This window comes from Saprospiraceae bacterium (assembly GCA_016713025.1).
Lineage (GTDB): Bacteria > Bacteroidota > Bacteroidia > Chitinophagales > Saprospiraceae > OLB9.
Genome location: JADJPZ010000004.1, coordinates 3,619,952 through 3,632,500, shown reverse-complemented (window position 1 = coordinate 3,632,500; position 12,549 = coordinate 3,619,952). Strand labels below are relative to the sequence as shown.

The window sequence follows — 12,549 nt, the reverse complement described above, 5'->3', positions numbered from 1 at the left end:
AGCTAGGATGTTGGCTTGGAAGCAGCCATTCATTTAAAGAGTGCGTAACAGCTCACTAGTCGAGCGTTCTTGCGCGGAAAATGATCGGGCATCAAGATAGTTACCGAAGCTCTGGATCCGCCGTAGGCGGATGGTAGGGGAGCATTCTAAGGTCGGCGAAGGTTTGCTGTGAGGTGAGCTGGAGAGCTTAGAAAAGAAAATGTAGGCATAAGTAACGATAAGGAAGGTGAGATCCCTTCCCGCCGTAAGACTAAGGTTTCCTTGATCTATGCTAATCAGATCAGGGTTAGTCGGGGCCTAAGGTGTAGCCGAGAGGCGAAGCCGATGGGAAACCGGTTAATATTCCGGTACCTGTGTATACTGCGATGTGGTGACGGAGACACGTAAGGACTGCGAACAGACGGAATTGTTCGTTGAAGTGTGTAGGAGTTGATTCGGTAGGCAAATCCGCCGATGATCTGAGGCACGATAGTACAGGGTTTTGCATGCAAGACCCTGATAATGTCCCCAAGTAAGCTTCCAAGAAAAACCGCTAAGCTTCAGGTATACAGAGCCCGTACCGTAAACCGACACAGGTAGTCGAGGAGAGTATCCTAAGGCGCTCGAGTGAATCATGGCTAAGGAATTAGGCAAAATGGCCTCGTAACTTCGGGAGAAGAGGCGCTCCGTGTAAAAATGGAGCCGCAGTGAAAAGGCCCAGGCGACTGTTTAGCAAAAACACAGGACTCTGCGAAATCGTAAGATGATGTATAGGGTCTGACACCCGCCCGGTGCTGGAAGGTTAAGGAAGGTGCTTAGCGCAAGCGAAGGTATTGACTGAAGCCCCAGTAAACGGCGGCCGTAACTATAACGGTCCTAAGGTAGCGAAATTCCTTGTCGGGTAAGTTCCGACCTGCACGAATGGTGTAACGATCTGGGCACTGTCTCAGCCATGAGCTCGGTGAAATTGAAGTATCGGTGAAGATGCCGGTTACCCGCAGTGGGACGAAAAGACCCCGTGAACCTTTACTATAGCTTCACATTGTGCTTGGGTATAAGATGTGTAGGATAGGTGGGAGGCTATGAAGTTGTCACGCTAGTCCTTCTGGAGCCATCGTTGAAATACCACCCTTCTTATGCTTAGGTTCTAATGGCGCTACAAGCGCCAGACATTGTGTGGTGGGTAGTTTGACTGGGGTGGTCGCCTAAAAGAGTAACGGAGGCTTGCAAAGGTTCCTCAGCATGGTCGGTAATCATGCGAAGAGCGTATTAGTATAAGGGAGCTTGACTGGGAGACCGACGGGTCGATCAGGGACGAAAGTCGGCTAAAGTGATCCGGTGGTTCCGTATGGAAGGGCCATCGCTCAAAGGATAAAAGGTACGCCGGGGATAACAGGCTTATCTCCCCAAGAGCTCACATCGACGGGGAGGTTTGGCACCTCGATGTCGGCTCGTCACATCCTGGGGCTGGAGAAGGTCCCAAGGGTTGGGCTGTTCGCCCATTAAAGTGGCACGCGAGCTGGGTTCAGAACGTCGCAAGACAGTTCGGTCTCTATCTACTGTGGGCGTAGGAATATTGAGAAGATCTGACACTAGTACGAGAGGACCGTGTTGGACATACCTCTAGTGTACCAGTTATGCCGCCAGGTGTACCGCTGGGTAGCTATGTATGGAAAGGATAAGCGCTGAAAGCATCTAAGCGCGAAGCCAACTTCAAGATGAGTATTCCATTGTCGCAAGACTAAAAGGGTTGTTGCAGATGACGACGTTGATAGGCTACAGGTGGAAGTGCAGTGATGTATGGAGCCGAGTAGTACTAATTACCCGAATGCTTCCTTTTTTTTTACAAAAAAGAGCAAAGATTTTTACGGACTGTGAATCGAAACTTTTTCTCCATACTGTCATTGAAAAGAAGAAAAAAGAAATAATAGAGGAAATACTTATCTGGAGTGGAACATGGATAAGCGAGAGAAAAGCCTAAAGATATAGGTGGTTATAGCGAGGGTGTTCCACCTCTTCCCATTCCGAACAGAGAAGTTAAGCCCTCAGCGCCGATGGTACTGCGAAAGTGGGAGAGTAGGTCACCGCCTTTTTTTATGAGAGCCGTCCAGCGAAAGTTGTACGGCTCTCTCCTTTTTAGTGCGAAAAGCAAAATTTTAGATGATGGAAGTTGAAAATAGTCACATGTGAAGGGAAAAGCGAAAGTAAAAAAAAGTAGTGCGCGGAATACTATCCACTCTGTTGGATAGAGAAATTCTAGAGAGTCAAAAGCGGGTAGATGATTTTTTATGGTTATGCTGATACATCAGCTACCTTGGCTATTCGGCAACAATGATGGAAGTTTACAATGTCACCATTAGTAGATGTCCTGATAGCAAAATAAAAATCCCCATAAAACATCTCAATATTAGTTGGTTTTACCTAATTTTGGAGGGAAAATGGCAGTTATTAGAAAAATGGGAGTCATCAAATATTGAACAAAATAGATATGAAAAATTTAGTACTACTTATTTTGACGACGATTTCTGTTAACACTTATGGACAGAAAGACACAATTACAACCGCGGTAAAGAATCCTTTGGGTATTGTAAACAGCGATAATTACTTATTTATTGCAGAAGCAGATGATAACGAGATTACAAAAATCGATTTAACAATTCAAAATCCAATCCCTGTTGCAATTATTAGTGGATTCTCTAGGCCAAACTTTTTAACAGTAGTTGGAAACTTTTTATATTTCACAGAATATTACGAAAATAGAATTTCAAAAATTGATTTAACCCAAACCTTTCCGAAACCAACAATCGTAGTTTCAGGATTAAATACCCCAGAATACCTTAAACTAAACGGCAATGATTTATATTTTTCTGAATTTAATGCTGGAAAGATTAGTAAGATTGACATCACCCATTCTAATCCAATACCGACTACAGTAATTTCAGGGTTAAATACACCTTATGGCTTAGAAATTAACGGAAATGATCTATTCTATTCAGAGTTTAGTGGAAATAAGATTTCAAAAATTGATATAACTCAAGTTAATCCTAAACCCACTATTGTAATAAATGATATAAGTGGACCATTAGGTGGAATGAAAATAAAAGGAAACAAATTGTACTTTTTTGAGTATCAGAGCAGAAAAATTTCTATGATAGACATTACCTCTTCAACTCCGACCGTTAAGAATATTGACGTAGATGTTGCTGGGGGTGATATCGAATTTATAGGAAATGACATGTATATTTCTGATTTTGAAAATAATCTAATTCTTAAATATTCTAATCAAATAGTTTCAATTTCAAATGTAATAAATCCAAGCTTTGAAATCTTTCCAAATCCATCTAGTGATTTTATTTCAATAAAGGGTGTCGTTGAGAAAATGTCTGGTACAATATTTAATTTTTCAGGAGTTAAGATACAAGAATTTACTACCCATGATAATGAAACTTTAGATATAAGTTTCCTTAATCCAGGCACTTATTTCGTGGTTTTCACGAATGGAGTGGCAAGTAAATTTATAAAAAAATGAACATCCTTTAGCTGTTAAAGGCTAAAATACGTTTTGACTAAGATAATAGTTTCTTAAATAAGAAACATATTTATTTTCAAAGAATTTTCAATTTTGGTCGATCATTACCGTTTCATATGCGTCATTTCTACCTACTTTTGGGTGGAACATGGATAAGTGTGAGAGAAAGCCTAAAGATATAGGTGGTTATAGCGAGGGTGTTCCACCTCTTCCCATTCCGAACAGAGAAGTTAAGCCCCTCAGCGCCGATGGTACTGCGAAAGTGGGAGAGTAGGTCGCCGCCTTTTTTTATGAGAGCCGTCCAGCGAAAGTTGTACGGCTCTCTCCTTTTTATGGCACATAATGATGTTAAAATTTTATACCAATCAGTTTCTGCAGAATCAGATGAAAGTACTCCTGTGATTAATGGACACTTTTCATGTTAAATATCTCTATTTCTATGTACTTGTTAGCTTTGGGATATTGCAAAGATTTTGAATAAAATATATGCTTTTATTTTTTTTAGAGATTACAGAGAGAGAAGGATTTTTAAATGCAGATCAACGGTATAAACGTTATAGTCGTAATCGCAATTTATTGGAAGAGACCTCATTGCTAATTCAATTTTATTTGAAGAGTATACCGTTGCTAAGCAAATATATAGTAAGTTAACTCCCAAAAATAAATGATCGATTAAAACTATTGATAGAAAATTAGATAAATGTGAACTATTAGAAATTAGAAAAGAATCTAGTAAAGTTAATTTTATAATGGTTCCCACTTTATGAGCAAAAGTCTTTGGTGTGATTCCAAAAAGAGTGGGTGGGAACCCTCTCTTTTAATTATACTTTGTCACCTTCAAAAATCAAAGTCCATTACACTTTCATCAAAATGTAATGGACCCGGTAAATGTATTGGTTATTTTGGGTCATAACTGTTGGGTCAACCCAACAGTTTCCAATCAACCAGAAAGTCCGGATAATTTAACAAAGTAGAATTAATTATAAGATTTTTATATTATTAAATTTCGTTTGTCTGTCGTAGTTTCTAGAATCGATGCAATATGATCCTGAATATAGGCTGGATCATCAAAAAATAAATGATGATTTTGAATGTGAAGCTAAAAAAATGAAATAAGCCATTATAAATTAATTTGAATAATAGCCCCAAAATTTATTTGTTTGAGTTCATAAATTAGCTTTCGCTCCCAATATGAAACTTATAGGCATATTAGGTCTGTATCCGTTGGGAAGATTGGCTACTATACTTTTATTGTTGGTGAGATTATTGATAGTTGCAAATATCCCGAATGTTTTTTTGATCGCATAATTTGTTGAAAGGTCTGCAATCAGAAATGAATTGATGGCATTGACTTCATTGTATTTTACTGACTCTGAGGGTATCAGGAGTTCGCCTTGACCCGGTTTGGTACGGGTAGTACCTACATATCTTGCTGAAAGTGTAGCGTTGAATTTTTGGTTTTGAAAGCCAATGCTTGCAGCCAATAGATGTGGTGTTATAAATGGAATCATATCATCTCCATTAATCGTACCGGTGCCCCAGTCACCACCTGCATTGACAAACGTTTCTTCAAATCTTGCATTTGTATACGTGTAGGCTATGTTGATGGGTAGTCTGGTATTTTCATTTTCATCAAATACCAGGTCATATCCTAAGCTCAACTCCAAACCCGAGACTTTGGCATTGCCTGCATTGAAGAGGTCCCCGGTACCTGCACCACCTCCGGATACATTGTCTGATCCCAGGATATTGTCATAGTCGCTGTAGAAACTGACCACTTGTAAATTTAACGCCTTATGGTCATATCTGTATCCCAGTTCGTAATTGACAGCAGTTTCTACTTGGGCCTGACCTGCTACAGATGTGGTTGATGGCATGCCCGGAGGCGAAAATCCTTTGTGTATTCCGCCAAATAAATTCATTTTTTCATTGATGTCATAGTTCACCCCAAAACCAGGTAGGATGATTGCCATATTATTTTCAGCAGATTTTAACGCTGCACCTTGTCGTCCGTTATCGGCATTGCCATAGTTTTGGATATCAAATCTTATATTTTCATATCTTACTCCCGGGCTTAGTTTCAATCCTTTGTAGATCAGATCATAATTGAAATAAGCAGATGTGGCTGATGCATTTCTGATTTGGTTTTCCTGGTTACCCAATATACCCGCTGAAGTTAATATCATGGTACCATTGGTCATGCTATATACTGATCTGGTAGCATATCTGTCTGCCTGATCTGTATGATGTCGGATGCCCAGTTGGATTTTATGATCTGTTTCGCCTGTTTTAAAAAAATACTGTGCATTGGATTGGATGCCTTTGGCAAAGTATGTTCTGGCGGCACTCTGATAATCAATATTTCCATTTGCACCACCAGTCATGATCTGATAAGGTAAAAGGAGTGTAGTTGGATTAGCCAGAATATTGTTTAAACTTTGTCCACCTATGGTATTGACTCTTGCCCAATCCCTGAAGGTTCTGGTATGATATACTGTGGTATTGATATACAGGTCTTTTCTTGGTATGATAGTGTGTTGCAGTGTGATATGCTGGTGTCTCATATCCAGAAGGTCTTTTTGTGTGGCTGCATACCTTCTAAGTGGATTTTTTTTGAAGTCCTCGTAGGTAAGCCCCAGATAACTTTCATTTCCGATTTCAGTGGTATTTACAAATTTTAAGGTGAATGATTGTTTTATCCTGGCATTTTCATCTGTATGCCATCTTACTTTACCCATGATATCTCTTCGGTCAAAACCGGTATTTGCTCCATTATCCAGCTCTTTAAATCCATCACTCGCGAGCCTGTTGACTTCAAAAACATAGTCAAAATTTTTCCTGCTATCTCCCACCCACAATCGTTGTTGATTAGTGCCAAAACTTCCGTATGAAAGCTGTGCAAATCCTTTAAATGTGTCTGGTATAGGAGTAGAGATAAGATTGACAGCACCACCTATGGTGTAAGGACCATTTTTTATCTGGCTGCTACCCTTGAGCACCTCTACTGCGTGCATACGCGCAAAAGTGGGAAAGTAGTAGGCAGACGGGTCGGAATAAGGTGCTGGAGCCATCAGGATGCCATCTTCCATCAATGTCACTTTGGAACTTCGGTTAACTGAAGTACCACGCAGCCCTATATTGGGTCTCAGACCGAATCCCTCTTCATCTCTGATATTGACTCCTGGTATGGTGCGTAGTACCTGATTGATGTTGGGTTGATTGATGATGGCAAGTTTTCTGCTGCTGATATATTGGCCTGAACCGGGAATGGATCTGGCTTTTTCACCTATGATAGATATGGGCTCGAGTTGTAAAAGTTTCAGAGTGTCATCAACAATATAGAAGGTAGTATCACCCGGAAATTTTGTAAAAGGATTTTCCCAAGAATATGCTCCTGCGAAGGTGTGAAACGGAAAAAAGAATGGTAAGAAAAAGAAAAAACAAGCTTTCATATTATTTGGATTTAATCTAATTAAGCGCAAAAGTAAACATCACTTATTATTTATCCAAGCTTATTTAGATAAAATCTAATTAAAAATAATATGATTTTGGTCATATTATTTTTCTGAAGCGAGAGTCACACTCTTTTCATGAGGCTAAGGATACACCCCATATGTAATGCTTCATGGTATTGATCAAAAGATATGGCTGTGTTTATATCTGTAATTTCAAATTTTAATGCAGTCATAAATGGTTTGATCGTATTCATTTTTCCGGCAGATAAGTCATCCATGAATTGTTCATGCGTCGAAAAAAACAATTTTTTTATATTTTCAACTTCATCTTGTTCATAATATTTATCTGGTTTTGAGCCAGGTCTGAATTCTTTAAACATTTCATCCGGGACAGACATTGGAATATCGGTCAGACCATATGTCAACATCTGCTGCACGACAATGATGTGGCCACAATTCCATACTATATTATTGTTGAAGCCTTCAGGTATTTCATTGACTTGTTCGGTTGTTAGATAATCAAGAATTTTCTTACAAGCTTTTCTGTTTTGCAATATGATACTCAGATTTGGATTCATCGTTTTCAATTTTTTGGTTTTAATTATTTTTTCTGCTGACTGAATAACCATGGGAGCAATTCCGGTTCTCTGATTGCTCTGTTCCAAACATCATGGCCGCCATCAGGATATTCTGTATATTTTGGGTCACCACCTTCTTTTTGCAAAGTTTCAACAAGGTCTCTCGAAAACTGAGCTGGTACTACATCATCTTTTGCACCGTGAAATATCCACAATGGTACATTTGTTATGTTAGCCACTTTTTGCAGATCTGCGCCACCGCATATCGGTATGGCAGCAGCGATAAGTTCGGGACGTCGACTTATGAGATCTAATGTCCCGAAACCACCCATCGAAAGGCCTCCAACATAAATTCTTGATTTGTCAATATATGGGTCTTTCAGTAATTTTTCTATCAATGCGAATACCCCTGACATCGCCGGAGTCACCTGGCCACCATTTATGATTTCCCATTTTTCTCTTTTGATTGGTGCCCAATAGCCATCCTTTGGACATTGAGGAGCGACAACAACACAAGGAAATTTACTTTGTGTGATATCAGAAGCAAGATAGGGGACCACATGAATGAGTTGGGATACATTGTCATCACCCCGCTCTCCTGCACCATGTAGCCAAATGAAAACAGGTGCTTTAACTTCACCATAATTTTTAGGATAAAAGATATTGTAGGGAAGATCCCAACTTGATTCGGTTTTTAGCTTTCGGGCAGACAATCCTGCATGTTTGACAGTAGTGCAACTGGTTACAAAAAGAATAAATAAAATAAAAAAACAATTTTCTATTTTCATACTGATTTTACCTTTAAGGACTAAAAATACTTTTCTGAAGTAAGATAATGCTGAACATAGTCTTTAATCCCGTCTTCAAGAGACCAAAATTCTTTATTGTATCCGGCTTTCCGCATTTTGTCCATAGATGCTTCTGTGAAATATTGATACGTATCTCTGATGTCTTCGGGAGTTTCCACAAATTCAATATTGCTTTTTAATCCCAAAGCTTCAAATGTACTTCCGGCCAGATCCAGAAATGTGCGTGCTTTTCCGGTACCAAAGTTATAAATGCCGTTTTCAGATTTGGGATTTTGCATAAAAAACAAAAGCATGTCCAGAATATCTTTGATATATATAAAGTCTCTGCTTTGATGACCGTCCCTAAAATCCGGTCTATGAGATTTGAAGAGCTTCATTTTTCCCGTCGATCTGATTTGTTGATAGGTATGAAATACTACAGAAGCCATACGGGCTTTGTGATATTCATTGGGACCGAAGACATTAAAAAATTTACAGCCTATCCAGGAAGGTGGTTTGTTTTTCTGAGCTAAGACCCAAAGATCAAACTGATGTTTGCTGTCTCCATATGGATTTAATGGTTTAAGCTGAGCAATTCCTTCATGATAGTCATTAAATCCATGGCTGCCATCTCCATATGTTGCCGCACTTGAAGCGTATATCAAGGGTATTTCCTTTTCAGCACATACATTCCAGATACGCTTACTATAGCCAAGATTGAGCGACTCAAAAATAGTCCAATCCATCAAAGTAGTGTCAGTTCTGGCACCGAGATGAACTACTGCATCTACTTTTTGCGAGGACTTTTCAAACCAATCTAAAAAAATATCTCTGTGCATCCATTCTCTTACAGCTTTTCCGTCAGTATTTTTATCTTTATACAGTTTGTAGAAATCATCCACTACTACGACATCTCTGTTAAAACCTGATTCATTCAGCTTTGTAAGAAAACAAGAACCTATAAAACCTGATACTCCTGTAAGAATTACCATCCCTTTTCAAATTGATATAAACACAAAGATAGCTTTTTGAAAAGAAATCCAACAAAAAGAGTTCTTAATGAATATATTTGCAGGTATTATTAATTTCAACATCCGCATATGACCACACATCGTTATTTAAAGTATTTGATTGTACTTATCACCCTTTTTTGTTCATCAATCCATTTGGTCTATTCACAAGAGCTGAAGGAAAGGACAAAATCTGTAAGATTGGGTGATCAGACTGTCTATCTCAAAATCTTTGAGAAGCCGGGAAAAGACATTGTTTTTGCCCATGTGCATGAAAATGAAGTTGCAGCTCTCGAAGCGGGAAAACAAATCCTCGCAAAACATGGTGGTAGATTAGTTACACTCATGCATTCGTCAGATGGTACAAAAAACAGAAACGTCATATTCACTCACGCAAAGTCAACATATCAATTTGATCCAAACCGCATATATTCTGTCGATGACAGGGTATTGTTTAAAACCATCCGCGTCATAAAAGGAAATGGAAGAGTAGATCAAAATGTCATCGATATTGTAAAAAACCTGGCTACTCAGATTTGGGGAGAAGTACATGATTTACCCTATATTGTAGCCATACATAATAACAAAAACACTCCGGCAGAAGTAAAAACCAAATGGTTATTCTGGCATAAGCTCGAACCGGAATCTTTCAGTGTCAATTCGTACATTAAAAGTTTTGACCAGTCCGGTGAAAGCAATAAGTCTTGTTCGGATATTTACATCAATCCTATGGTCAATAACAGTGAGTTTTTTATAGTAACTGAAAGAAATGATTTTAAGATGCTCTCTGAAAAAAGATATACGGTAGTACTACAAAACGACGATCCTGTGGATGATGGCTCTATGTCAGTATATGCATACAGAAAAGGTAAACGCTATGTCAATGCAGAAGCTAAAATGGGCCGGGTGAAAGAGCAAATAGACATGCTCGAGATATTACTGAAGTAAGAGTATGTCCCTAACCTAACATTTTTAATCCGTTAATTTTAAAAACATTATCATAATGCGCGTTTTATTTTTTATCATTTTTTGGCTTTTCTCCATTCAATCTGTTTTTACTCAGATAGATATTCCTAATCTCTTATCTGTGCCTTTTCCCACCAACCTCATAGGATCTGGAGATGGTAATACGATTGCCTGGGTATTCAATGACAAGGGAGAAAGAAATATCTTTATAGCCAAAGCTCCGGGTTTTGAAGCTAAAAAACTGACTTCATTTGTTGGGGATGAAGGTCTGGAAATAAGCAGTCTGCAACTTTCCAAAAATGGCAGCCATTTGGTTTTTGTAAGAGGAAATGCTCCAAACAGCAAAGGAGAGCCTGCAAATCCAGCTCAATTAATGACTTCTGCTGATAGGATGATCTGGATTGCTGACTTAGTGACAGACAGTCTTCAGAAAATCGGAAATGGTATATCTCCTGCATTTTCTCAGGATGGATCAAAACTCATATATTTAAATAAAGGAGAAGTCTGGCAATCACCCGTTGGGAAAAAACCGGAAGCTGTCAAACTGTTTTTTTTAAGAAGCGGAGTGCAGAGTCTGAGATGGTCGCCGGATGGATCTAAAATAGCCTTTGTTGCCAATAGAGGAGATCATGCTTTTATTGGTTATTTTGATATAAAATCTAATAAAGTGGTGTATGTCGACCCTTCTATTGATTTGGACAGTGAACCAGCCTGGAGTCCTGATGGTGTGAGTTTGGCTTTCATCAGATCTCCGTTTGAAAAAGATAAATTACTATTTGCACCTAAACGGCAAGGTCACCTCTGGTCAATCAGAATTCACAACATTGAAACCGGAGAAACCAAAGAATTCTGGAAAGCCCAGCCTGGCCAAGGTAGTGTCTTATATGGGGAACTTCCGGTCAATGCCAATAAACTTATTTGGGCAAAAAGTAATCAATTGATCTTTCCCTGGGAACAAAACGGTTGGCAGCAGCTTTACGCTTTGGACATCAATACAAAGAAAGTAAAACATCTCACCTCAGGTGAAGGTGAAGTTGAAAACGCAGAAATTTCACCGGATCTTTCCATGCTTTATTATACTACCAATATAGGTGATATCGATAGGAGACACATCTGGAAGTACGACTTCAATACTCATCATTCCACCCAGATGACCACCGGAAATATAGAATGGTCGCCTGTCCATACTTCTCAGGGTATTGCGTATTTATATTCAACAGCTACCAAACCTGCGTGGCCTGCCATTATGAAAAACAATGAAAAGACAGAAGATCTTGCAAAGAAATCGTTCCCGCAATCGTTTCCCAAATCAGGATTGGTCATACCAACTGCAATCCGGATTACTGCAACTGATGGTATGAAAGTCCCAGCACAATTATTTATACCGGCGGTAAATAAGGAAGGTGACAAACGTCCCGCAGTCATATTTCTTCACGGTGGCTCGAGAAGGCAAATGTTGTTGGGGTTTAATTATGGACAATATTACTCACATGCTTATGCGCTCAATCAGTATTTTGCCAGTAAAGGATATATCGTCATTTCTTTAAATTTCAGAAGTGGAATCGGATACGGACTCAACTTCAGGGAAGCTCAAAATTATGGAGCCACAGGAGCAAGTGAGTTTTATGATGTTTTAGGTGCCGGTTTATATCTGAAGAGCAGGGGTGATGTTGATCCTGACAAAATCACACTTTGGGGTGGTTCATATGGAGGATATCTTACTGCTATGGCTTTATCCCGTGCTTCTGATCTTTTTGCTTGTGGCGTGGACATACATGGAGTTCATGATTGGAATGAAGGTATCCGCAATTTTGTACCTTCTTATGTTCCTGAAAAAATGCCTGATTTTAAAGCATTAGCATTCAGATCATCGCCGGAACACTCTGTCGTTGGTTGGAAGTCACCTGTGCTTTTTATTCACGGAGATGATGATCGCAATGTCAATTTTACAGAAACGGTGCGCATGGCAGAATTGCTAAGGAAAAAGAATGTGTATTTTGAGCAAGTGGTGTTACCTGATGAAGTACACAGCTTCTTATTGCATAAAAACTGGCTAAAGGCTTATGAATCCACCTTTGAGTTTATGGAAAGAATGCTGAAAAAGAAGTAATTAATGGTGCTAATATTTGAAAGGATGCGCTCGCAGTTTCTGTCTGCTGAAGGTAGATATATGCAACTACAATCCTATAATTAATGAATCAGTCTATATAGCCTGACAGGATTAAATTTCATAACAGATTGATT

7 protein-coding genes and 3 rRNA genes (1 of these 10 running past the window's edge) are annotated in these 12,549 nt (G+C 39.0%); 6 read left to right on the top strand and 4 right to left on the bottom strand.

Going from position 1 to position 12,549, the window contains the following annotated elements; all coding sequences use genetic code 11:
* From IPK35_21835 to rrf (IPK35_21820), 4 genes are all read left to right on the top strand, one after another.
* Nucleotides 1-1,819: ribosomal RNA gene (locus IPK35_21835) — 23S ribosomal RNA — on the top strand; it begins 1,036 nt to the left of the window's first position.
* Between the two features lie 145 nt (nucleotides 1,820-1,964).
* Nucleotides 1,965-2,072, top strand: a 5S ribosomal RNA gene (rrf, locus tag IPK35_21830).
* A gap of 395 nt (nucleotides 2,073-2,467) precedes the next feature.
* A complete protein-coding gene (locus tag IPK35_21825; protein ID MBK8055838.1) occupies nucleotides 2,468-3,508 on the top strand; it encodes a T9SS type A sorting domain-containing protein in 1,041 nt (346 codons plus the stop codon).
* Nucleotides 3,509-3,686: 178 nt separating this feature from the next.
* Nucleotides 3,687-3,795 (top strand): 5S ribosomal RNA (gene rrf, locus IPK35_21820).
* Nucleotides 3,796-4,674: 879 nt separating this feature from the next.
* Here the strand turns inward: rrf (IPK35_21820) and IPK35_21815 are convergent.
* The 4 genes from IPK35_21815 to rfaD form a co-directional block, all read right to left on the bottom strand.
* A complete protein-coding gene (locus IPK35_21815; protein MBK8055837.1) occupies nucleotides 4,675-6,960 on the bottom strand; it encodes a TonB-dependent receptor in 2,286 nt (761 codons plus the stop codon).
* A 125-nt stretch (nucleotides 6,961-7,085) separates the two neighbouring features.
* On the bottom strand, nucleotides 7,086-7,541 hold the full coding sequence (locus tag IPK35_21810) for a DinB family protein (protein ID MBK8055836.1): 456 nt from the start codon (nucleotides 7,539-7,541) through the stop codon (nucleotides 7,086-7,088).
* Nucleotides 7,542-7,564: 23 nt separating this feature from the next.
* Nucleotides 7,565-8,329: a prolyl oligopeptidase family serine peptidase gene (locus IPK35_21805; GenBank protein MBK8055835.1), complete on the bottom strand. Its 765-nt coding sequence runs from the start codon at nucleotides 8,327-8,329 to the stop codon at nucleotides 7,565-7,567.
* Between the two features lie 20 nt (nucleotides 8,330-8,349).
* A complete protein-coding gene (gene rfaD / locus IPK35_21800; protein ID MBK8055834.1) occupies nucleotides 8,350-9,321 on the bottom strand; it encodes an ADP-glyceromanno-heptose 6-epimerase in 972 nt (323 codons plus the stop codon).
* A 108-nt stretch (nucleotides 9,322-9,429) separates the two neighbouring features.
* Here rfaD and IPK35_21795 point away from each other — a divergent pair, with 108 nt between their 5' ends.
* Both IPK35_21795 and IPK35_21790 read left to right on the top strand, forming a co-directional pair.
* Entirely contained in the window at nucleotides 9,430-10,287 is an 858-nt protein-coding gene (locus tag IPK35_21795) for a hypothetical protein (protein ID MBK8055833.1), read from the top strand.
* Nucleotides 10,288-10,342: 55 nt separating this feature from the next.
* Nucleotides 10,343-12,415: a S9 family peptidase gene (locus tag IPK35_21790; protein MBK8055832.1), complete on the top strand. Its 2,073-nt coding sequence runs from the start codon at nucleotides 10,343-10,345 to the stop codon at nucleotides 12,413-12,415.
* Nucleotides 12,416-12,549 lie beyond the last annotated feature (134 nt).

Bases quoted from the DNA above. Each gene is read 5' to 3' on its own strand.
- IPK35_21815 (MBK8055837.1), bottom strand. From the start codon at position 6,960: ATGAAAGCTTGTTTTTTCTTTTTCTTACCATTCTTTTTTCCGTTTCAC.
- IPK35_21805 (MBK8055835.1), bottom strand. From the start codon at position 8,329: ATGAAAATAGAAAATTGTTTTTTTATTTTATTTATTCTTTTTGTAACC.
- IPK35_21825 (MBK8055838.1), top strand. From the start codon at position 2,468: ATGAAAAATTTAGTACTACTTATTTTGACGACGATTTCTGTTAACACT.
- IPK35_21790 (MBK8055832.1), top strand. From the start codon at position 10,343: ATGCGCGTTTTATTTTTTATCATTTTTTGGCTTTTCTCCATTCAATCT.
- rfaD (MBK8055834.1), bottom strand. From the start codon at position 9,321: ATGGTAATTCTTACAGGAGTATCAGGTTTTATAGGTTCTTGTTTTCTT.
- IPK35_21795 (MBK8055833.1), top strand. From the start codon at position 9,430: ATGACCACACATCGTTATTTAAAGTATTTGATTGTACTTATCACCCTT.
- IPK35_21810 (MBK8055836.1), bottom strand. From the start codon at position 7,541: ATGAATCCAAATCTGAGTATCATATTGCAAAACAGAAAAGCTTGTAAG.